The following is a 21,758-nucleotide window of genomic DNA, read 5'->3' as shown; positions in this document are numbered from 1 at the left end:
CGTTCTGGCATCTCATTCCGATAACTATCGGAACTAAAATCTAAATCTCAAATCTCATCCCGATCCTGATAACCATCGGGATTGTTGGGACTCAAACCTGAAACCTCCAAGTGTCTGCATCTCCGTTAACAGCAAAAAGATTTCTTATTTCCCTGATCATCGGCTGGGTGGTGCTGGTGAACGTGCAGGCTTTTTTTTTACGAAATTATTTTGAATTGCCGCTTTATATCGTGATCACAGACAGCCTGGTGAGCAATTTCCTGTTGCTGCTGGCCGGGTTGCTGATGCTCAATATCACGAAATATTACCTGCCATCCAGTTATCAGTACAGTAGTGTTATTGCTTCCTGCCTGATCATGACCGGCCTCTGGTTGTTTATCTCAAATACCTTTCTTAAAATATTCCTGGATGACTCCGAAGCCTACCTTTCGTTTCTGAACCGGTCGCTGGTGATCCGGGCGGTGGTGGCCTTCCTGGTGCTGACCATTTTGACGATCGCTGCTATTTTATGGTACAACTGGGTGGAACGGCAAAGAGTAGAGCAGCGGCGCATGGATGCAGACCGCCTCTCCCGCGAAGCAGAATTGTTTAAACTGCGTCAGCAACTGCAGCCTCATTTTTTGTTTAACAGCCTGAACTCAATCAACGCCCTCATCGGGTTAAACCCTCAGCAGGCGCGTAAAATGGTGCAACAGTTATCCGATTTTTTGAGGGGTACCCTTAAAAAAGAAGAATCCCAAATGATTTCCTTAACCGAAGAGATCAATTATTTGAACTTATATTTGGAAATTGAAAAAGTGCGTTTTGGCAACCGGTTGATGACCTCCATTGCAATTGCTGAAGAAACAAAGGAACTGTTGTTACCTACGTTGTTGCTACAGCCCGTTGTGGAAAACGCGATCAAATTCGGACTTTATGATACTATTGGCGAAACGCTGATCACCATTGAGAGTACCCGCGAGCAGAACGAATTGTGTATCAGGGTAACGAATCCTTTTGATCCGGATACCTCTATGCCAAAAACAGGCACCGGCTTCGGCTTAAGCTCTATAAAAAGAAGACTGTATCTTTTGTATGGAAGAAATGATCTCTTATCAACAGAAACAAAAGACAATATTTATTATACAATCGTTAAAATACCGCAACGGGCATGAATAAAGTAATAATTATCGATGACGAGTTTCTGGCAAGAAGCATGGTGAAGGAGTATCTTCAAAAATTTCCGCAACTGGAGCTGGTGGCTGAATGCGGAGACGGATTTGAAGGAATGAAGGCGATCCAGGAACATAAACCCGACCTGATCTTCCTGGATATCCAGATGCCCAAGATCAGCGGTTTTGAAATGCTGGAACTGATTGAGGAACCTCCCTCGGTGATTTTTGCGACCGCTTTTGATGAATATGCCATCAAGGCATTTGAAGCCCATGCTGTAGATTATTTGCTGAAGCCTTTTGATCAGGAACGTTTTGATAAAGCAGTGAATAAATTTTTGTCCCGGCATCAACCCAATGCAACAAATACTCAGGAACTGCTGAACGATGTACAGCTGCCCAACTCCAATAACCGGATCGTGGTAAAGAACGGAAGTAAAATCAAAATCATCCCGGTGCAGGAAGTGCTCTATCTTGAGGCGGCCGATGATTTTGTAAAAGTGTTTACCAGGGAGGGCTATTTTTTGAAAAATAAAACAATGAGTTTTTTTGAGAATTTTTTGCCGCAGGACCTGTTTGTAAGAAGCCACCGGTCCTTTATTGTAAACATACAGGAAATTACACGTATTGATCCTTATGAAAAAGACGGGCATGTGGCAATTTTAAAGAACGGAACAAAGATTAATGTAAGCCGCAACGGATATGGAAAATTAAAAGCAGTGCTGGGGTTATAACCCGGTTTATTGTAGATCTGTAATGGTACGTTTCTGAACAGGGTTTCTTAATTTTAATCCTGTAATCTATTTTGTTACCTTTAAAAGAAAATCAACAATGGGAAAATTTGTAGTTTCCAAAAGAACCAATGGCGAATTCCAATTTAACCTGAAAGCTGGCAATGGCCAGGTAATTCTTACCAGTGAAGGCTATACCACAAGAGCAGCCTGTGATAATGGTATTGAATCCGTAAAGAAAAACGCCCCGGATGATAGCAATTACGACCGGAAAACATCTTCTAACGAAAAGCCTTTTTTTAATTTAAAGGCAGGCAACGGGCAGGTCATTGGTAAGAGCGAATTGTATGAATCAGAAGCGGCCCGCGAAAACGGGATCGCATCTGTGAAGAAGAATGCGCCCGAAGCGGAAGTTGTCGAAGAGTTAGGCTAAGTTTCAAAGCCGACAGGGTTAACCCAACAGCCTTTTCAATGTTTTTAATTTGCCTTTTAGCGTAGGGTAGGCAAGCGGTATATCGGGCCAGGTTCGGGCTTTTAAAACGCCCTTTGTATGGCTGAACGTTTCAAAGGAAAACCGGCCATGATATCGCCCGATTCCGCTGTTTCCCCTTCCGCCGAAAGGCAGATTTTTGTTGAGGTAGTGCATGGCAGTGGTATTTACACAACCTCCGCCAAAGGGTACCTGCTGCAGCCACTGATTGGCCTCTCTTTTATTACTGGTAAAAACATAAAGGGCCAGGGGATTCTCGTTTTGCCGGATCCACGCCAGGGCTTCTGCATCATTTTCATAACCTATTATGGGAAGCAAAGGGCCAAATATCTCTTCTTTCATAATGGGAGCTTCTGTGGAGGGCGTATCGATGAGCGTGGGCGCAATAAACAGCTCTTCTTCATTGTGTTCGCCCCCGTGAAGAATCGTTTGCCCTTCCATTAAGTTGCGCAGGCGGTTAAAATGTTTATTATTAACAATACGTCCGTAGTCATAGCTTGTTATGGGATGCTCTCCGTAAAACTTCAGCAGGGTGGCTTTCAGTTGCCGCACCAGGGCTTCCTTAACGGAGTGGTGCACCAGCAGGTAATCGGGGGTAATGCACATTTGTCCTGCATTGGAAAACTTAATACTGGTGATTCGTTTGGCAGCAACTGTTAGGGCTGCATTTGCCGTTACGATGCAGGGGCTTTTTCCGCCCAGCTCAAGCGTAACCGGGGCAAGCTGCGCTGCAGCCTTTTGATAGATGATCTTTCCTACGGCTGTACTGCCGGTGTAAAAGACATGATCGTATCGGAAAGTGTCCATTAGCTCCGGGATCAATGCAGCGCCTTCGCCTGGTGCGTATAAGACGTAGTTAGGGGCAAAGGTTTCGGCGATTATCTGCCCCATTATTTTTTCGGTGGCCGGTGTCAGTTCGCTGGGCTTTAGTACCACGCAGTTTCCGGCGGCAATGGCGCCCACCAGGGGCATAAACAATAGCTGGAACGGGTAATTCCAGGGTGCAATGATGAGCACCACACCCAGGGGCTCGGGCAGCAGGTAGCTTTTGCCGGGGATATTCACAAAATTGGTCGGTACCGGCTGTGGTGCCATCCACTCATCCAGTGATTTTATACAGGCGTTGATCTCCGATAGGACCATGCCCGTTTCGGTGATCCAGACCTCCTCTTTGCTTTTGTGCAGGTCGGTGAATAAGGCATTGCTCAATGCTTCTTCATGTTTCCGGATGCTTTCCTTTAACAGCTGCAATTGCTTTTTCCGGAAATCAGCGGAACGGGTTGCCCCGGTATCGAAGAAATTGCGTATCGCATTCAGATGATTGATCAGGCCTGCCATTATTCTTTTGTTTATGAATCGATTTCTGCAGTACTCCCGGTGTTATGTTACAGCATCATTACGAAGCATCTGCAAAAAACAGGATGATCTTTCCTGCCCGGCAAATTTCGATAAGATTTTTAAGATGGCCAACTGTTCCGGCAGATAACATTTTGTTCCGGATGTCTACCCTGGCTGCCTGAAAAGTATTGAATGGCTTGTTGTCCGCTATCCGCAATAGCCGCTATTTAAAAGCTGCAAATGAAGCAAAGCAAAGATTCTTATGCAGGAGCTCCACCGTTTTAAAGCCCACTTTATGTAGCAGATTGGCCTGGTAAAGAACGCTCCTGGGGCTATCTTCTTTTTCAATATACGCAAATACCTGGTCCCTGTAGGCTTCATCCTTCAGGTTCGTGAGGTAACGTCCGTAGTGCTGGTTAAAAAGTAGCTGTTGTATGGCGGGGTGATCCTGGGCTACCAGGTCAAAGATCCAGATGCTGCCTCCCGGTTTTAAAAGGCTGAAGAATTTTGCGAATGCAGCCTCCCAGTCGGCATCGTTCCGCAAATGATGAAGCACTGCCGTAGCAATAATGACACAATAGCTATTTTCTTCAAGGGCTGCGGTACGGAAGTCACCTCTGATAGTGGTCACCTTTCCGGTTGTGAGTGGCTGTACGCGTTCGGCGGCCTTGTCCAGCATGGGCTTGCTGAGATCTACCAGGGTGACATCGGGATTGGTAGTTGTTTTTGATAAGAGTTTAACCGGGTAATTACCGGCACCGCAGCCGATGTCCAGTATTTTTTTCAGTCCCGGCGCCGTTGCAGCAATGCCATCAGTGATCAATTCCATATTAAAGGACGCATCCAGGGTGGTTTGCTGCCCGGTTTCCAGGTTCGAAAAACGCTGCACATCTTTGTCGAAGCGTTCCTCAATTTCTTTTAAGGTTGATTTTTGTTCCATAGTTTCTTTTGTGATCCAAAAGTAAACTACCTATCCATACTTAAAAAATACTATTTTTATCATTGATCAATACTTTGTAAGTATCATGGAAATCCGGCATCTTAATTATTTCAGAACCCTGGCGCAGGAACTGCATTTTGGAAGAGCTGCGGAAAAACTGTTTATTTCGCAGCCCCCGCTAAGCCGGCAGATCAGGGAGCTGGAAACGGAACTGGGCGTTTTGCTTTTTGAACGGAATAATAAACGGGTATACCTTACCGAAGCCGGGCGCTATTTCCTGTCGGAAAGTTTGGCACTCTTGCAGCAACTGGAAAAGGCCAAAATAAAAACCAAGCAGATTCATGATTCGGTGGCGGGCACTTTCCGGCTGGGCTATATCAGCTCCACGCCTCGTAGCGCGCTTGCTGCAGTATTAAAAACAGTAAAGGAGCAGTACCCTTTCCTGCGGGTAAATCTTTATGAGGCGGCCACCCGGCGGCAGCTGGCGGCGCTGGAAAACGGAACGCTTGACCTGGGTATTGTGCGGGCACCGGTCTTATCGCCGCAGCTGGAGCGGCGGCGGCTGCTTACTGAAACTTTTTGTCTGGCAAAGCCGGCGAAGGAGAAGATTCCGCTTACCCGGCTGGCAGTTCAGTCGTTTGTATCTTTTAACAAGGAGTATGCCCCGGATTATCATCAGCAGTTTATTCATTGTTGTCATCAGCTGGGGTTTGAGCCCCAGGTGATCCATGAATGTAACAATATGCCGTCCATCCTGGAGTTGGTGGCCAGCGGCATTGGGGTGGCCCTGGTTCCGCAATCGGCCCGCCGGCTGTTCCGTTTTTCCGGACTGGATTTTGTAACCCTGCCGCAATTGTCTGTAACTACAGAAACCGTGCTGGCTTTTGATCCGGGCAACCAGCAACCGGCACTGCCGGCGTTTATGGAATTGCTTGAAACGGCCTACCGGAAATTTGCGGGCAAGCGAAAAGAACGGTGACCGGTGTGAGCCCGCCCTTCCCGAAATGTTGTAACTTTCTGCCGTGAGTACAAAAGACCCTTTCCCGATCTTCGGTATCAGTGCTTTTAACGACAAGCAACAGTCGGAGGATAGTTTGCTGTACCACGAGCTGCATGGCGAGCGGTCTATTGAGAAGCCACATAAGCATGATTTCTTTTTGTTTCTTTTATTTGAAAAAGGAAACGGAACGCATTCCATCGATTTTGTTGACTATAGGGTTGGAAACCACCAGCTACACCTGTTGTTTCCGGACCAGGTACATAGCTGGAAGCTGGGAAAGGCCACGGCGGGTTATCAATTGATGATCAGCAGGCGGGTATTTGAAACCTTTGCAGACTCCTTGCGCTTTTCATTTGTGCTGTACCAGCACCATCCGGTTATTGAGCTGCCGGAGAAGGTATTTCAAAAGCTGTTGTATGAGTTTCGCTCAGTAGAAGAGGAGCTGAAGCAGCAACCCGTTCACTGGGAAACGGTCCATCTCCGTGCCCGGCTGATAGCGCAGCTGGCAAGCCGGGAAGCGGAGCAGAAGTTCGCAGACCTGGAAGTATACCGCACCAAACCGGTGCTGTTCCGGTATCATGCATTGATAGATCTGCATTTCAGGGAACAGAAGTTGGTAACGTTTTATGCGGAGCAGCTTCATATAACACCCAATTACCTGAATATCCTTTGTAAACGGCATTTTCATGTGCCGGCGACCTTCCTTATCCAAAGCCGTGTTATACTGGAAGCAAAACGGCTGATGCAGGTTTCTGAGAAGTCGGTCAAAGAAATTGCGTATGAACTGGGATTTAGTGATCTCTCTTATTTTTCCAATTTTTTTAAGGATAAAACGGGGCTTTCTCCGAGGGAGTTCAGGGGCCAGTTATAAATTTTACAAGTTATAGCATAAATCCTCCATCGGCCGGCAGGGGGTGTATACTAACTTTGTAAAAAATTAAGATATATGCTTCCCAGATCCATTTCCCGGAAAGATTTCATCAAAAATTCTTCTGTTCTTTTAGCGGCAGGCAGCGGTTTGCTGGCTACAGCGGGCCCGGCAGCTGCGGCAGACAACCGTACGGCACCCGTGCCCGGTAAAACATTAACCTTAAAGAATGTGCGGCTGGAAACGGGTTTTGAGTACGACAAGGAAGGAGATGTTGTGGCAACAAAAACGGAGTTGTTTACCATCGAGATCCGTGATGGGAAGATCGGGGCCGTACTGCCAAACAACCCTTCTGCAAAGGGCGTGGATGCCAAGGGCCTGCTGGCGTTGCCGGCATTTAAGGAAATGCACATTCATCTGGATAAGACCTATTATGGCGATAAATGGGTGGCAACCGGTAAACGGCAGGGGGGCGTAAAGGGTATGATTGCCCTGGAACAACAGATCATTCCTGAGCTGCTCAAAAACTCAACCTACAAAGCAGAAAAGCTGATCGAGTTGCTTCAGTCGAACGGCAGCAACATTGCAAGAAGTCATGTAAATATTGAGCCCACTTCAAAACTGGATTCTTTAAAGCACCTGCAAAAAGCGCTGGAAAATAAAAAGGATTCTTTTGAGGCCGAGCTGGTGGCATTTCCGCAACATGGTCTTTACTATACGGACTCCACCGGGTTGATGAAAGATGCGGCCCAGATGGGGGTGGACTATATCGGGGGGCTGGATCCTGCTTCCATTGACGGCAGTATAGAAAAGAGTATGGACTTTGTGGTGCAGCTGGCGCTGGATCATCAGAAGGGGATCGATATACACCTGCATGAGAGCGGTGAATCCGGTTTAAAAACGATCGAATACCTGATCGATAAAGTAAATGAGAATCCGGCGTTGAAGGGGAAAACATTTATCAGCCACTGTTTTGCGCTGGCACATATCGACCGGAAAAAGCTGGAAGAAGTTGCAGAAAAGATGGGCAATGCCAGAATGGGAGTGATGTCTACCATTCCGTTTGGTGGTACTGTTATGCCCATTCCTACCCTGTATAAATACGGGGTTGATGTACGCGCGGGTAATGACTGTATTATTGACCACTGGAACACATTTGGGTCCGGAAGTGTTTTACAAAAGACCAATCTTGCAGCGCAGCTCTATGGATACCGGACGGAGTTTGATCTGTCGCGGATCCTGAAACTGGCCACACACAATGTACTGCCGCTGGATGATAAAGGCAACCGGCAATGGCCCAAGGCCGGCGATAAAGCAGACCTGGTGTTGATGGATGCCAGCTGTTCCGCCGAAGCGGTGTCGCGTATATCCCCGGTACGATCGCTGATCCACAGGGGAACTATTGTATTTTCTAAATCCTGAATTTTATGCATTATTTACTCCTGGTATGCGCTGTTTTTTTCCTGAACTCCTGCCAGGCAAAAACAAACAGTCCTGATATGAATGCCCCGCCTGTTAATATTATAGAAGCTGTAGAAAAGAATCAATTGGCTGTGGTGAGCGCAGCACTGAAAAGCGGGGCCAATGTTAATACGGCAGATAAAAGCAAGCGGTCGCTGCTGCTGATTGCAACGCAGGCCAATAACCTGGAGATGGCAAAATTACTGGTAGCCAACGGCGCCGATGTAAACCAGCAGGACCAGATAAAAGATAGCCCTTTTTTATATGCCGGTGCATCAGGGTTTGCAGAGCTGGTATCCTTGTTCCTGGAGCATGGAGCCCGGTTTGATGTGTTTAATCGGTATAATGGAAGTGCCCTGATACCCGCCTGCGAGCGGGGACACCTGGTGGTAGTGAAGATCCTTTCCAATACCAAAGGTTACCCCATTGACCATATAAACCGGCTGGGCTGGACAGCCCTGATGGAGGCTGTGGTGCTGGGCAATGGCAGCAAAAAATATGTGGAAGTGGTACAAACGCTGGTAAACGCCGGGTGTAATGTTACCATACCCGATAATGATGGGGTTACGGCGCTGCAGCATGCCCGGTCGAGAGGGTATGCAGAAATTGCTGTCGTGCTTGAAAACGCAGCAACGCAGCGGAACACAAAAAAATAAGTGGTAGCTCCTTAACCATGTTTTTATATACTGTTCAATAAAGGATGAGGCCCTCCGGGGCTTCTCTCTTTATGCCGGGATCCCGGCATATATTGAGCAATGACGAAGTATAATTTTCAACAAGCGCATACGGGCGCAATGCAACAAGCATGCCTGTGCTGCACATTTACCTCCTGATAAAGAAGCGTATGATCCGGTCAGAAACGATGACGGCGCCTGTAAGAACGCCGGTAATTAAAAAGATACCACAAGAACAGCATAAGGCTCCGGCGCGGCCGCCGCTCAACCGCGGTACCCTTTGGCTGATGACGATTGCCACAGGAGTGGTGGTTGGTAATAACTATTACAACCAGCCCCTGCTGGGGCTGATGGCCCGTGACTTTGGTGTAAGTGGGGGCCGGATCAGTAATATTGCCATGCTGACCCAGGTGGGTTTTGCACTGGGGTTATTGCTGATAGTGCCCCTGGGAGATATGGTGCGGCGGAAGCGGCTGATCCTGGTCGATTTTGGACTGATCATTCTTTCATTGGTGGGCACCACGGTGGCTCCTACGGTTGGATGGCTGTTCCTGGCCAGCTTTATGGTGGGCTTTACTTCTGTACTTCCCCAGTTGTTTGTACCCATGGCGGCTGAGCTGGCTACAAAAGAAAAACAAAGTGCCGCTATCGGGATGGTGATGAGCGGGCTGTTGCTGGGCATCTTATTGTCGCGGGTAGTGAGTGGCTTTGTAGGGGATATCTGGGGCTGGAAGGTGATGTATTATATTGCTACCGGATGTATGGTATTATTGGCCGGGTTGATCGCATGGAAATTACCCGAAGTGCATCCCTCCTTTAAGGGAAGCTATGGGTCGCTGATGCGATCGTTGCTGCATCTTACCAAAACCCAGCCGGTGCTGCGTTTGGCGGCCTTCAGGGGTGCGATGGGTTTTGCAGGGTTCAGCGTATTCTGGACCACGCTGGTCTTTCACCTGGAAGATGCGCCCTTTCACGCCGGTGCAGCGGTTGCGGGTTCCTTTGGTATCATTGGGGCAGTAGGGGCATTGGCCGCTGCCCTGGTGGGGCGAGTGGCTAAAAAGATCGCGCCCTTCAATATTGTATTGTCGGCCATTACAATGCTGGGCCTGAGCTGGTGCCTGTTTTATTTTGGAGGCTATACCTATGCCGGGCTGATCATCGGGGTGATCCTGCTGGACCTGGGGCTACAGTCGATGCACATTATGAATCAGTCTTCCTTTTTTGCCCTGAACCTTGGGGCCAATAACCGGCTGAATACGGTTTATATGTTTAACTACTTTATAGGCGGTTCTGCCGGTACCTGGCTGGCCGCGCAAGCTTGGAAGCATGCGCAGTGGAACGGCGCAGTGGCAGTTGGGTTTGTCTTTACCCTGCTGGCGCTGGCGGCACACCTGGTCTATGGCAGGCGCACTTCCGCGCTTTGATTTGTAAGGCAAAATTAAACAGTGTCCGTTTTTGTATTTTAGCTTCTTTTGCAAAAAATAATTAAAATGAATGAATTGATTATCCGCACGGGAAGCGCACAGATGGATGTAGTGATGATCCATCATTTTTTGAGTAACGAATCTTACTGGGCCAGGGGGATTGGTTTTGAATTGGTAGCAAATTCTGTAAAGCACTCATTCTGTATCGGCGCGTTTATTGACGATGGTCAGGTTGCTTTTGGAAGAGTGATCACAGATTATACCACTTTTGGCTGGCTGGCCGATTTTTTTGTACTGCCTCCTTATCGTGGTAAAGGCATTTCAAAAGCGCTGCTGTTGGCATTAATGGAGCAACCCTGGACAAAGCACCTGCGGCGGCTGATGCTGAACACCCTGGATGCTCATGGTCTTTACCGGCAATATGGATTTGAGCAGCCGGCCCATACGGAAACATTGATGGAAGTATACCGGCCAAAGGTGCACCTGGAAGCTGTAGACCATGGCCGCTGAGGCACTGAGAAACACTGGATGTTTGACCCCATTGGTATTGAAGATCTTCCCTGTTCAGATAAAAATTCAGAGCCTCAGTGTTTCAATGGCAGTAGAAGTAATACAAAAATCTTTGTATCTTTAACACAAAGATGACCTCATGGAACACCCGCTCATGTATCGCATAGCGCTGACATTGGTGCCGCATATTGGCCCGGTTATAGCGCGGCTGCTGTTACAGCATTTATCGCCCGAAGAAATTTTTACAGAAAAGAAAACGCTCCTGGAACGGATTGACGGGGTCGGAAAGCTGCGTGCAGACAGTATCCGGCGGTTTAAGGATTTTGCACGGGCGGAGGCGGAAATGGCATTTATCGAGGAGCATCGTGTGATACCGCTTTTTCTTACCGATGCCGGTTATCCTCAACGCCTGCTGAATTGTTATGACGCTCCGGTGCTTTTGTATTATAAGGGCAATGCTGATCTGAACCAGTCGCGGATTATTGCCGTTGTAGGCTCGCGGTCGCATACGGAATATGGAAGATTGGTTTGCGAAAAGCTGCTTGATGATCTGCAGGGCAGCGGTGCGCTGGTGGTGAGCGGCCTGGCCTATGGAATCGATTCGCTGGTGCATAAGCGTTCGCTAAAAACCGGGTTGCTTACTGTGGGTGTGCTGGCGCATGGATTGGATAAAATTTACCCGGCTGATCATTTTGCAATGGCAAAAGAAATGATCAGCCAGGGCGGGCTGCTGACGGAATTTGTGACCGGTACCCAGCCGGATCGCCATCATTTTCCCAGTCGCAACCGGATCGTGGCCGGTATGAGCGATGCCACCCTGGTTGTTGAAACCGAGGTTAAGGGGGGCAGCATGATCACCGCCGAACTGGCCAACGGGTATTATAAAGATGTATTTGCGTTTCCGGGCAGAACAATAGATAAGAAGAGCAACGGCTGCAATCACCTGATCCGGACCAATCGGGCGCAGCTTATTACAGACGGGAAGCAACTGCTGGATGCCATGGGCTGGGCGCCTCCAAAGCAGACTGTAAAAAAGAAACCGAGGGAGCTTTTTATTGAATTATCATCCGAAGAAAAGATTGTGGTGGAATTGCTGCAGGGCAGGGGACCGGCAGATATCGATGAAATTCACCTGCGCTCCGGGCTCAGCAGCAGCCGCGTGGCCGTGGCGGTACTGAACCTCGAAATGCAGCAGGTGATTCAGGCCCTGCCGGGGAAAAGGTATCAACTGCTGTAACAAACCGTTTGAACTCCCCGGAAGCAAGGGCACAAATTATCGGGCAGTCCTCTTTATTTTTCAAATCGGAACGCGCTTCCCAGCAATCCGCCCAGCCCAACCCGCACCCCATAAGTTGTTTTCAGCAATGGCTGATAACCGGCGATCACATCCACCCGGAATAGTTTGAAGATGTTCTCAATACCTGCAAAAATCTCTGTATAGTATTGGTTATTGTTTACATAAAATGCATTGCTGCCTGCAACAAGATTCCATTTGAGCTGGTTGAACAGTGGGATCTTATTAGTCAGCAAACCATTAAAATGGTGCTCAATATTTCCCTTGGCGTAAAAACGGGCGGTATTGCTGTATGCATAATAGGGCGCCAGCTGAAAGCTGTTGAGGTATTTGATGTTGTAAAAAGTCTGGTTGCCGTTGAAATGCTTCATATCCGGAATGGAATACTCTTTGGCGCTGATAAAACCACCGGCCCCCAGGCGGTATTTAAACAAACCGGCGAGCCGGAAATTCTTATCATGTGTCATATCCACCGCCCATTTGTGATAGTTAACGTCACTGCCCAGGAGCTTTGGAATGCCGGCAGTATAATTAAGGGAAAATACCGGTTTGTCCGAACCAATAGATGCTTTATAGTTGGGGTACTGGACATATTTTTGCCCGGGCTGCCAGCTAAGGGTAAGGCTTCCAATAAGCGCCTGGTGGGGGTTAAAGGGGATCTGCGCCAGTGCTTCCGGATGATTGGAGGTAAAGGATTTGTTCCGGCTGAAAAAGGAATAGTCAGCGGTGTTTTGCAGCGGAATGCGGTCTTCATATAATACTCCTGCATTAATGGCGAGCCCGTTTTCAAAGCGGTTGTTGTAACGGATGCTGCCGAACCGGTTCTCATACAATTTCATAAAATTGCTTTTGAAGAACAGCGTATAAAACGTATTGGTAAGGGCATCAATCGGCTCGTCCGGGTTAAATTGTGAAACTCTTTTACCACCCGATAAACTTAGATAGCGTTTGCGGTAAGGCAGTGTCCGGGGCCGTATGGTAAATGTACCATAACTATTGAAATGATGATTTTCGAAACCATAGCGCATATTCCATAGCAGGTCGTATCCGTATTTGCCTTTTACCGGCATATAGTTAAATGTCTGGTTCGTCTTCAATGCTACGCCCTCCACGGTATTGTACTCCAGTCCCTTTAGCAGACCTCTCAGGTTATAGGTAAGCGTATGGCTTTTTGAATACCAGCGGTATTGCTGGTTACTCCACAGGATATTCGACAGTTTGATCTTCTGATGGCGTCTTAATGAATCATAATAGGAGGGGGGACGGCTCCTGTTGAGGGCATTGATACTGTCGCGGAATGCGTAGTATTTTTTTTCGTCTTCTTCCAGTGTAACGGGCCGGGCTTCCTTCCAGAAATTGGAATCCCTTTTATAATAACCGGTATCATATTTCATGACGATATTGTTGAAATAACCGGCGGTATAGCCGGGGTGCAGGTTGTAGTTGCTGTATACATTTACAAAGCTGCCAATGCCCCGGAAACCAAACTGGTTAAAGGAAATAGACATGATCTGGTTTTTTGTTTTCCATACACCGGGTGTAACCGGTCCGTGCAGTTGTTTAATACGGAGGGTGTCAATGAGCTCAAGCTGGTAATCTTTGGTAAGCATCAGGTCCAGGCTGTAAATGCGCCAGGAGGAGTCGGCTATCTCAATAGTGCCGGCGAACAGGGGTTCCTGCTTTCTTTTGGGTGTAACGCGGATGGTCTTTACCGTAATGCCGTCCCTTGTATAACTATTCAGCAGCTGGTAGCGGTAAAAATTCAGGGCACCGTCTGCAATGGGAGAAATATATCCGCGTGAGTTGCTGCCAATATCAAAAACTGCTACATTGTTGGTATAAAAGGAAGTGACCTTTGAAAAATTCAACCCCATATTACTTCCCCGTTCATAGCTGGATAGCACGGTTATTTTTGATTGACGGGGTCTTACTTCGTCCAGTTGTACCGTGGATTCCGAAAGCATCAGCACACCCTTGCCTGCCGTGTCCAGCCCGTCATTGGCATCGCGGTCTACTTTTTGTCCCAGTACCTTTTTGGGAATATTCAGGGTACGGATGATCCCTTTGAGATAAATGGTTACCGACAGGGAATCATTCTGGTGTTCGTAATAGGATTTCTTTTTGATGGCTTCGCGGATGATTCTGTAGGCAGGATCCTCCCCCTTGCTTTGGATCACTACTTCTTTCATAAGATGATCATTTGTATAGAGCTTGATATCCAATGCCTGGTCTTTACCGGTAACAGTAACCGTTTTTTCAAGTGCCATATACCCTACGTATTCAAATATGAAGCTATAAGTGCCGGGGTTTATATCAATGGTATAAATGCCTTTACTATTGGCCGTGGTTCCGTTTGAGGAGCCTTTGATGGTGATAGTAGCATAGGGAAGCGGTGCCCCGTTTTCATCGGTAATAAGGCCTTTTACCCGGACTGCAAAGGCGCTGGTAAGGGTTAGGGTGGCAATAACAGTCAGTATAAATGTTTTCATTATTGTAATTCGTAATTGTCAGGTCCTTTGTTACGTCATTCCGGTATTGTACCTCGTCCGGATAAATCGGGGGACAAAATCCGTTGCTCAGTATACCACAAACCTGCAACGAATCTTTGAAAAGGAAAAGTTAAATGCAGTAGCAACCCCGGTCGGGATATTACGGAACAGGCCCCGGAAACGATTTCCGGGGCCTGTTTATGCAGTGCATGGGATTGTTTTATCCTTCTTTTCTTTTTGGAGGAAGCGTGATCCAGTTGCGGCCTTCGCGGGCGATCAGAGCTTCGGCATCTTCCGGTCCCCAGGTGCCTGGTGCATAGTTGGGAAAATCGACCGGCGGACGGTTTTCCCAGGTTTCCTGGATGGGTGCTATTACCTCCCAGGCAATTTCTACCTGGTCGCCCCGCATAAACTGGGTGGGGTTGCCCATCATTGCATCCAGCAATAAGGTTTCATAAGCTTCCGGCTGGGGGGCGTCATAATTGTCGCTGTAGCTGAACACCATGTTTACGGGGTTGAGCGACATGGTTTGGCCCGGGCGTTTGGCCTGGAACCGCAGGCGGATGTCCATCTCCGGCTGAATGCTGATGGTGAGCCGGTTGGAGCGCCAGGTTTCTGAAGCCTCCGGTGGAAACGCATATTTGGGCGCTTCTTTGAACTGTATAGTAATGAGCGTGGTTTTTTCTTTCAGGAATTTTCCAGTACGCACATAAAAAGGAACGTCCTGCCAGCGCCAGTTATCGATATAAAATTTTACGGCCGCAAATGTTTCTACAGAAGAGTTGGGGGCAACGCCTTTTTCCTCGCGGTAAGCTTTTTCCTGTTTTCCCTGCACCCATCCCTGGGAATATTGACCCCGCACGGCGTATTGCTGTACTTCCTCTTTTTTGATCTTCCGGATGGCGTTCAATACATCCGATTTCTTATTGCGGATCTCATCTGCTTCAAAGGATACCGGTGCTTCCATCGCCACCATGCATATCAGCTGCAGGATATGGTTCTGCACCATATCGCGCAGGGCGCCGGAACGCTCATAGTAACCACCGCGGTCTTCTACACCCACGGTTTCGGCCGCCGTGATCTGCACATGGTCAATATAGTTCCGGTTCCAGATGGGTTCAAACAAGGCATTGGCAAAACGCAATGCCAGGATGTTTTGTACCGTTTCTTTTCCCAGATAGTGATCGATCCGGTAGATCTGGCTTTCATCAAACATTTCGGTCAGCAGGCAGTTCAGTTCTTTCGCACTTTTCAGGTCATGACCAAAAGGCTTTTCAATAACAATGCGTGCCTTGTTTTTATCCTTTGCTTTTTCCAGCTTATTTAAGTTGGTGGTAATTTCCGGTACCAGTTGCGGGGCTACTGCAAGGTAAAAGAGCACATGGGCTTCCACGCCCCATTCGGCTTCGCAATCGCTGATGATCTTTGCCATGGCAGCATAGTCTTTCGGCTGGTCCACATCCATCCGCAGATAAGATACCTGCTGCGAAAATTTTTCCCAGCTTCCGTTGCCATCGCTTTTCCTCCTTGAGAATTCATTGATACCTTCCAGCAGGTGATTCCTGAACTTTTCATTGGAATAATCGGTACGTCCGGTACCAATGATGGAGAATTTTTCAGGCATCAGTCCGTCCATCCAGAGATTATATAAGGCCGGGGTCAGTTTACGTTGATTCAGATCTCCGCTTCCGCCAAAAATAAAAAGGACGGTAGGCGCGGGCTTCTTCGTATGATTGATTTTAAGCATGATTCCGTACTGAATTAAAATTTGTTTGCAAAAGTAGGGCTAAAAAGAGGAACGAGAGCGCTGTTTATGCGTTTGACCTGTTTTCAACCTATCGCAATTACGCAAACGATTGCACATAAAGATACATTGGCCCCCGGGAGGGGCAGGGAGCCGGCAAATAGATGGACAACCGGTATGCCTTACAGCGGCTTCTTGCGTCATGAAATTGCAAAATTACGATGATCCGATAATGAAACCGTACATCATATTTCCATTTTTCCTTACCTTTGCACATGGCAACAAGAAAATCTTCTGCAGCTTCTGCAAATAATCCCAAAATCGCCGTTGAAGGCTTAACATTTGATGATGTATTACTGGTACCCGCATTTAGTCAGGTATTACCGCGTGAGGTGGACATCCGTACCAAGCTCACCAAAGATATTTCTTTAAACGTCCCTATTTTGTCCGCAGCCATGGATACGGTTACTGAGGCGGCCCTGGCTACGGCTATTGCCCGCGAGGGAGGTTTGGGCATCCTGCATAAGAACATGAGTATCGAAAAACAGGCGGAGCAGGTGCGCAAGGTAAAGCGGAGTGAGAGTGGCCTGATCCTGGACCCCATCACCCTGCTGGAAGATGCCACCATCGGCGATGCGCTGCAGTTGATGGCTGAAAATAAAATAGGCGGTATCCCCGTGATTGATAAAAATAAAAAGCTGAAAGGAATTTTAACCAACCGCGATCTGCGTTTTGAAGATAACCCCAGCCGTAAGGTGAGCGAGGTAATGACCAGCACCAACCTGATCACAGCCCCGGAAGGAACCGATCTTAAAAAAGCAAAAACCATTCTGCGCCAGCATAAGGTAGAAAAACTGCCGGTAGTAGATCGCCAGGGTAAGCTGATCGGCCTGATCACCTACCGTGATATCTTACAGGTAACCTCGTTTCCCAACGCTATTAAAGATTCCTTTGGACGCTTACTGGTGGGTGCCGGTGTTGGCATTACGGGTGATGTGGCAGAGCGGATCGATGCCCTGCAGCAGGTAGGAGTGGATGTGGTGGTACTGGACAGTGCGCACGGACACACAAAAGGAGTGCTGACCGCATTGAAAAACGTAAAGAAGAATTTTAAGAAACTGAATATTATTGCGGGGAATATAGGCACTGCTGCGGGCGCCCTGGCAATGGCAGAAGCAGGAGCCGATGCAGTAAAAGTAGGTATCGGACCGGGATCTATCTGCACTACGCGTATTGTGGCAGGTGCGGGTATGCCGCAGCTGACGGCTATTATGGAAGCGGCTTCCGGGCTGAAAAAGAAAGGAATTCCGATCATTGCAGATGGCGGTATCCGGTATACGGGTGACCTGGTAAAGGCGCTGGCAGCAGGTGCAGATTGTGCCATGATGGGCAGCATTTTTGCAGGTACGGAAGAAAGCCCGGGCGAGACCATCATTTTTGAGGGGCGTAAGTTTAAAGCATACCGGGGAATGGGCTCGCTGGGTGCCATGGCCAAAGGTAGCAGCGATCGCTACTTCCAGGATCCGGAGGATGATGTAAAGAAATTTGTACCGGAGGGTATTGAAGGCCGGGTGGCTTATAAGGGAACTTTAAAAGAAGTGATCTATCAGTATACCGGCGGATTGCGTGCAGGTATGGGCTATTGTGGTGCCAGGAGTATCAAAGACCTTCAGAACGCGCAATTTGTAAAGATCACCAACGCGGGTATGAATGAAAGTCATCCGCATGATGTGGATGTAACCAAAGAGGCTCCGAATTACAGCCGGAAATAATGGTTGTTCATAGTCTGATGTCTGATGTCTGATGAACCTTCTAAGGTACGATGACACCGTTAACAAACGAAAATTCCATTTTCAAATTAGCATATTTCCACATTAATATGAAAAATCGTCAATGTGGAAATGTGAGCAAATGGGAATGCCCATATTGAGCAGGGAGATGGATCCAACCTGGAACATTAAACAGTTTTTAGTCCGCCTTGCTTACACTGCCCGCCCCATTGGCGGAAGAACTCACTTTGGGATTACCCATGTATTTAATACTGGAGGCGCCGCTGGCATTGGCAGTAAGCTGCACACTGGCAAAGACATTGGCGGTACTGGCGCCGCTTGCTTCGATATTGGTTGTTTCCGCCTTCAGTTCATACCCGCGGATGGTGCTGGCGCCACTGGCTTCGCCCCGGATGTCGCGGGTTTCTCCGGAAATATTCAGGGTAGAGGCGCCGCTTATATCCATTTGTACAGTGGGTGCTTTTACCTGGAGTGTACCGTTGGAGGCGCCGCTGATATCCAGGGCAAAGGATTCATCCTGTGTAATCTTGTTATCGCCTTTTAACGTGGATGCCCCGGAAATGGCGACCTTTTTTACTACCGGCATAGAAATATAGATCTTTATGTCGCTGCTGGGCCTCAGGTCATAATCGTTTTTTTCGTCAATATCCAGTTCGCCCTCCTCAACAGCCGCAATAATATATTGGAAAAGGTTTTCATCGGTTTCAATCTTGACGCCGAAGACGGAATCCTGCTTCAGAAAAACGGCTGAGGCATTACCAATATCAATACTGCTGAAATCCTTCAGGTTATAGGTCTTGCTCACGATCTTTCCGTTTCCTTTAACACGTTGTTGATCAATAATATTACAGGATCCCACAAGTATAATGGCCGCCAATGCTATAAAAAATATTTTTTTCATCTGTATGGTTTTTAAGTTGTTGATGATTGATGTCTCCCGAAACAAAAGCGGCCGGATCCTGCTTCATGTTATAAAAATAAATGATTAAACAAAAGTGCCGGCAAATTAACCAAAGGTTCTCCGGATTCACCACCTATGTGATTTGCAATTTTACTACCTTCGCGCATCATGACCGAAAAAATCTTAATACTCGATTTTGGTTCCCAGTATACCCAATTGATCGCGCGCAGCGTACGGGAAGCCAATGTTTATTGTGAAATAATCCCTTATTCCAAATCATTCGAATTTGATGGCAATTTAAAAGGAATTATCCTTTCCGGATCGCCCTTTTCGGTAAATGATGAAAATGCGCCGGTTATCAGCGTAAAAAGCCTCCTGGGCCAGGTGCCGGTTCTGGGTATTTGCTATGGTGCGCAGCTTTCGACCAAGCTCTTTGGCGGCCGGGTGGAGAAGAGCAGTAAACGGGAGTATGGACGGGCGCAAATGCAAGCCCGGCAGGCCAGCGAGCCGTTGTTGAAGGCCGTAGAGCCCAAAAGCCAGGTATGGATGAGCCATGGCGACAGTATCCTGGAGCTTCCGGCCGATTTTGAGGTACTGGCCACTACCGAAAGTATCCCGGTAGCTGCATTTAAATATTCAGGAGAACAATATCCGCTTTACGGATTGCAGTTTCACCCCGAAGTATACCACAGCGTTGAAGGCAAAAAAATATTAAAGAATTTTCTTACAGATATCTGTGGCTGCAGCCAGGATTGGACGCCTGCTCATTTTGTAACCGATACGGTAAACGCCCTGCGGGAGCAGATCGGGGATCGTAAGGTGATCATGGCGCTGAGTGGTGGGGTTGACAGCACCGTGGCGGCCACGCTCATTCATAAGGCTATTGGCGACCGGCTGTATGGCATTTTTGTAGATAATGGCGTACTCCGGAAAAATGAATTTGAACAGGTGCTGGAAACCTATAAACATTTGGGTCTGAATATAAAAGGAGTAGATGCGAAGGCCCTTTTTTATAAAGAATTAAAGAATAATCCCGATCCCGAAACAAAACGGAAGATCATTGGCCGCCTTTTTATAGAAGTATTTCAGGATGAGGCCAACCAGCTGACCGATATCGATTTCCTGGGTCAGGGTACCATTTATCCGGATGTAATTGAGAGTGTTTCGGTACATGGTCCATCGGTAACCATCAAATCGCATCATAATGTGGGTGGACTTCCGGAAAAAATGCACCTTTCGCTGGTAGAACCCCTGCGTTTTCTTTTTAAAGATGAGGTAAGGAAGGTAGGCCGGGAAATGGGTATACCGGCAGCGCTGATCGACCGGCACCCCTTCCCCGGACCCGGGCTGGCTATCCGGATACTGGGTGAGGTAACGGAGGAGAAAGTTACATTGCTGCAGGAAGCAGATGCGATCTACATCAATGCATTGAAAGAAAATGGCCTCTATGCAACGGTTTGGCAGGCCGGAACAATCTTGTTACCGGTAAAGAGCGTTGGCGTAATGGGCGATGAGCGTACCTACGAGTACACCGTAGCCCTGCGGGCAGTAACCAGCGTAGATGGTATGACGGCAGATTGGGCGCATCTCCCTTATGATTTCCTGGCAAACGTTTCCAACGAAATCTGCAATAATGTAAGGGGAATCAACCGGGTGGTTTACGATATTAGCAGTAAACCGCCGGCCACCATCGAATGGGAATAATATTTGCTAAGGATATACCGGTTTTGCGGATTAGGAATTCTTTACAGAAAGCGATCCGGGATTACTGATTTAATATTCTTGTAACTATGAAGAAAATAGCATTATTTGTACTCCTGGCGGTTTGTGATATCGTTGCAATGGCACAGGTAACCGCCGGCGGGCGCCATAAAATGGCCATTTTTACACCGTTATACCTGGACGATGCTTTTGGTGCAGATGGCTCATATAACTATAGCGACAAGTCTTTTCCAAAGGCCTCCATTCCCGGCCTGGAATTTTATCATGGCGCGGCAATGGCAATCGACTCGCTTACTAAGCTGAACATCCCCCTGGACATTTATATCTATGACTCGAAGTCGGCAAAAATGACGCTTGAAAGCCAGTTTAATAAAGCCGCCTCCGATGGTGTGGAGTGGATCATCGCCAATTGTGCGATCAATGAGCTGGACCGCCTGTCGAAACTGGCAGCTTCCAGAAAAATGGTGCTCATTAATGCCATTGTGCCTAATGACGGCAATGTGCGGAACAACCCGTATTTTGTAGTCGTCAATTCCACACTACCCACGCAGGGCGAGCAGATCTATGCTTACCTGAAAAAGAATTATCCCGGTCAACAGGTCATTTATCTTACCCGCAAGGGAAGCTCGGAAACCTATCTCCGGTCTGTTTTTGAAACGTTGAACAAAGTGGACCGGAGTACGGCCATGCATATTAAGTTTACAGAGGTAAAGGACTCGTTGTCCGCGGCGCAGATAGCAGCCAATCTTTTCAAAGACCGGTCTTCATTGTTTGTAATCGGGTCACTGGATAATAGCTTTGCCGATAAATTGCTCGACCAGCTTTCCAGGCTCAGTAAAACCTATCCGCAGATCACCGTAATGGGAATGCCCACCTGGGATAATCTGAATTTTTCGAAGTATAAGGGGCTGGACCTGGTCTATAGTACGCCGTTTTACAGCTCCAAACTGGATATAACCAGCCGGAATATTATCAGTTACTACAATTCAAAGATGTATGCCCGGCCTTCGGACCTGGTTTTCCGTGCCTACGATCTTACCTATCATTTTGGCCGTCTGTTAAATCAATATGGTAATGATCTTGCCGCGGCCCTGGCCAGCAAGGAGTACCGGATGTTTTATGATTATGACATTCAGCCGGTAAGCAAGACCAGCAAGATTGATTATTACGAAAACAAAAAGCTGTACTTTCTGGAGTATTCCAACGGCGCATTTAAAAGAGTACGGTAACC

At 47.8% G+C, this 21,758-nt stretch carries 18 protein-coding genes; 13 read left to right on the top strand and 5 right to left on the bottom strand.

Annotated features, from left to right (window positions below; genetic code table 11):
• The first annotated feature begins 110 nt into the window (after positions 1–110).
• The 3 genes from GGU45_RS04840 (at position 111) to GGU45_RS04830 (ending at position 2,315) form a co-directional block, all read left to right on the top strand.
• Positions 111–1,154, top strand: coding sequence for a sensor histidine kinase (locus GGU45_RS04840; protein ID WP_435222518.1), 1,044 nt, complete (start codon positions 111–113; stop codon positions 1,152–1,154).
• Positions 1,151–1,885: a LytR/AlgR family response regulator transcription factor gene (locus GGU45_RS04835; RefSeq protein WP_435222516.1), complete on the top strand. Its 735-nt coding sequence runs from the start codon at positions 1,151–1,153 to the stop codon at positions 1,883–1,885. The genes GGU45_RS04840 and GGU45_RS04835 overlap by 4 nt, the downstream gene beginning before the upstream one ends.
• A gap of 97 nt (positions 1,886–1,982) precedes the next feature.
• Positions 1,983–2,315, top strand: a complete 333-nt coding sequence (locus GGU45_RS04830) for a YegP family protein (protein WP_435222514.1) — start codon at positions 1,983–1,985, stop codon at positions 2,313–2,315.
• An 18-nt stretch (positions 2,316–2,333) separates the two neighbouring features.
• On the opposite strand, the gene GGU45_RS04825 is transcribed toward GGU45_RS04830, so the two are convergent.
• Complete coding sequence (locus GGU45_RS04825) at positions 2,334–3,710, bottom strand: aldehyde dehydrogenase (protein WP_435222513.1); 1,377 nt, start codon at positions 3,708–3,710, stop codon at positions 2,334–2,336.
• A gap of 223 nt (positions 3,711–3,933) precedes the next feature.
• A complete protein-coding gene (locus GGU45_RS04820; protein ID WP_435222511.1) occupies positions 3,934–4,650 on the bottom strand; it encodes a class I SAM-dependent methyltransferase in 717 nt (238 codons plus the stop codon).
• 85 nt (positions 4,651–4,735) lie between these two features.
• Between GGU45_RS04820 and GGU45_RS04815 the strand changes: the two genes are divergently transcribed.
• The 7 genes from GGU45_RS04815 to dprA all read left to right on the top strand — a co-directional run bounded on the left by GGU45_RS04815 (position 4,736) and on the right by dprA (position 11,824).
• Positions 4,736–5,629 carry a LysR family transcriptional regulator gene (locus tag GGU45_RS04815; protein WP_435222509.1) on the top strand — a complete coding sequence of 298 codons (894 nt, stop codon included), beginning with the start codon at positions 4,736–4,738 and terminating at the stop codon, positions 5,627–5,629.
• Between the two features lie 43 nt (positions 5,630–5,672).
• On the top strand, positions 5,673–6,521 hold the full coding sequence (locus GGU45_RS04810) for a helix-turn-helix domain-containing protein (protein ID WP_435222507.1): 849 nt from the start codon (positions 5,673–5,675) through the stop codon (positions 6,519–6,521).
• Positions 6,522–6,596: 75 nt separating this feature from the next.
• Positions 6,597–7,940 carry an amidohydrolase gene (locus GGU45_RS04805; protein ID WP_435222505.1) on the top strand — a complete coding sequence of 448 codons (1,344 nt, stop codon included), beginning with the start codon at positions 6,597–6,599 and terminating at the stop codon, positions 7,938–7,940.
• 5 nt (positions 7,941–7,945) lie between these two features.
• Entirely contained in the window at positions 7,946–8,635 is a 690-nt protein-coding gene (locus GGU45_RS04800) for an ankyrin repeat domain-containing protein (RefSeq protein WP_435222503.1), read from the top strand.
• A gap of 188 nt (positions 8,636–8,823) precedes the next feature.
• A complete protein-coding gene (locus tag GGU45_RS04795) occupies positions 8,824–10,077 on the top strand; it encodes an MFS transporter (protein ID WP_435222501.1) in 1,254 nt (417 codons plus the stop codon).
• Positions 10,078–10,143: 66 nt separating this feature from the next.
• Complete coding sequence (locus GGU45_RS04790; protein WP_435222499.1) at positions 10,144–10,587, top strand: GNAT family N-acetyltransferase; 444 nt, start codon at positions 10,144–10,146, stop codon at positions 10,585–10,587.
• 139 nt (positions 10,588–10,726) lie between these two features.
• Positions 10,727–11,824, top strand: coding sequence for a DNA-processing protein DprA (gene dprA / locus GGU45_RS04785; protein ID WP_435222497.1), 1,098 nt, complete (start codon positions 10,727–10,729; stop codon positions 11,822–11,824).
• A 53-nt stretch (positions 11,825–11,877) separates the two neighbouring features.
• Here the strand turns inward: dprA and GGU45_RS04780 are convergent, their stop codons facing one another.
• Positions 11,878–14,370: a DUF5686 and carboxypeptidase regulatory-like domain-containing protein gene (locus GGU45_RS04780; RefSeq protein ID WP_435222495.1), complete on the bottom strand. Its 2,493-nt coding sequence runs from the start codon at positions 14,368–14,370 to the stop codon at positions 11,878–11,880.
• A gap of 220 nt (positions 14,371–14,590) precedes the next feature.
• Positions 14,591–16,117 (bottom strand): glucose-6-phosphate dehydrogenase, encoded by a 1,527-nt coding sequence (gene zwf / locus GGU45_RS04775; RefSeq protein ID WP_435222494.1) that lies wholly within the window; start codon positions 16,115–16,117, stop codon positions 14,591–14,593.
• A 272-nt stretch (positions 16,118–16,389) separates the two neighbouring features.
• On the opposite strand from zwf, the gene guaB reads away from it, so the two are divergent.
• A complete protein-coding gene (gene guaB / locus GGU45_RS04770) occupies positions 16,390–17,886 on the top strand; it encodes an IMP dehydrogenase (RefSeq protein WP_435222492.1) in 1,497 nt (498 codons plus the stop codon).
• A 196-nt stretch (positions 17,887–18,082) separates the two neighbouring features.
• On the opposite strand, the gene GGU45_RS04765 is transcribed toward guaB, so the two are convergent.
• The gene (locus tag GGU45_RS04765; RefSeq protein WP_435222491.1) at positions 18,083–18,805 is read right to left on the bottom strand and encodes a head GIN domain-containing protein; all 723 of its coding nucleotides are present in this window, start codon (positions 18,803–18,805) and stop codon (positions 18,083–18,085) included.
• A gap of 168 nt (positions 18,806–18,973) precedes the next feature.
• Between GGU45_RS04765 and guaA the strand changes: the two genes are divergently transcribed.
• Positions 18,974–20,509 carry a glutamine-hydrolyzing GMP synthase gene (gene guaA, locus GGU45_RS04760; RefSeq protein ID WP_435222489.1) on the top strand — a complete coding sequence of 512 codons (1,536 nt, stop codon included), beginning with the start codon at positions 18,974–18,976 and terminating at the stop codon, positions 20,507–20,509.
• An 86-nt stretch (positions 20,510–20,595) separates the two neighbouring features.
• Positions 20,596–21,756, top strand: coding sequence for a type 1 periplasmic-binding domain-containing protein (locus GGU45_RS04755; RefSeq protein WP_435222487.1), 1,161 nt, complete (start codon positions 20,596–20,598; stop codon positions 21,754–21,756).
• Positions 21,757–21,758: the final 2 nt, after the last annotated feature.

It is taken from the genome of Niabella hirudinis, from assembly GCF_051201075.1.
Classification (GTDB): domain Bacteria; phylum Bacteroidota; class Bacteroidia; order Chitinophagales; family Chitinophagaceae; genus Niabella; species Niabella hirudinis.
Note: the sequence above shows the minus strand (reverse complement) of the source record. Positions and strands in the feature narration are given on the sequence as shown.

Coding starts and splice junctions, on each gene's coding strand:
- GGU45_RS04805 (WP_435222505.1), top strand. CDS start 6,597: ATGCTTCCCAGATCCATTTCCCGGAAAGATTTCATCAAAAATTCTTCT.
- GGU45_RS04825 (WP_435222513.1), bottom strand. CDS start 3,710: ATGGCAGGCCTGATCAATCATCTGAATGCGATACGCAATTTCTTCGAT.
- GGU45_RS04780 (WP_435222495.1), bottom strand. CDS start 14,370: ATGAAAACATTTATACTGACTGTTATTGCCACCCTAACCCTTACCAGC.
- GGU45_RS04820 (WP_435222511.1), bottom strand. CDS start 4,650: ATGGAACAAAAATCAACCTTAAAAGAAATTGAGGAACGCTTCGACAAA.
- GGU45_RS04815 (WP_435222509.1), top strand. CDS start 4,736: ATGGAAATCCGGCATCTTAATTATTTCAGAACCCTGGCGCAGGAACTG.
- GGU45_RS04795 (WP_435222501.1), top strand. CDS start 8,824: ATGATCCGGTCAGAAACGATGACGGCGCCTGTAAGAACGCCGGTAATT.
- GGU45_RS04790 (WP_435222499.1), top strand. CDS start 10,144: ATGAATGAATTGATTATCCGCACGGGAAGCGCACAGATGGATGTAGTG.
- GGU45_RS04765 (WP_435222491.1), bottom strand. CDS start 18,805: ATGAAAAAAATATTTTTTATAGCATTGGCGGCCATTATACTTGTGGGA.
- GGU45_RS04800 (WP_435222503.1), top strand. CDS start 7,946: ATGCATTATTTACTCCTGGTATGCGCTGTTTTTTTCCTGAACTCCTGC.
- GGU45_RS04835 (WP_435222516.1), top strand. CDS start 1,151: ATGAATAAAGTAATAATTATCGATGACGAGTTTCTGGCAAGAAGCATG.
- GGU45_RS04830 (WP_435222514.1), top strand. CDS start 1,983: ATGGGAAAATTTGTAGTTTCCAAAAGAACCAATGGCGAATTCCAATTT.
- guaB (WP_435222492.1), top strand. CDS start 16,390: ATGGCAACAAGAAAATCTTCTGCAGCTTCTGCAAATAATCCCAAAATC.
- GGU45_RS04755 (WP_435222487.1), top strand. CDS start 20,596: ATGAAGAAAATAGCATTATTTGTACTCCTGGCGGTTTGTGATATCGTT.
- zwf (WP_435222494.1), bottom strand. CDS start 16,117: ATGCTTAAAATCAATCATACGAAGAAGCCCGCGCCTACCGTCCTTTTT.
- guaA (WP_435222489.1), top strand. CDS start 18,974: ATGACCGAAAAAATCTTAATACTCGATTTTGGTTCCCAGTATACCCAA.
- dprA (WP_435222497.1), top strand. CDS start 10,727: ATGGAACACCCGCTCATGTATCGCATAGCGCTGACATTGGTGCCGCAT.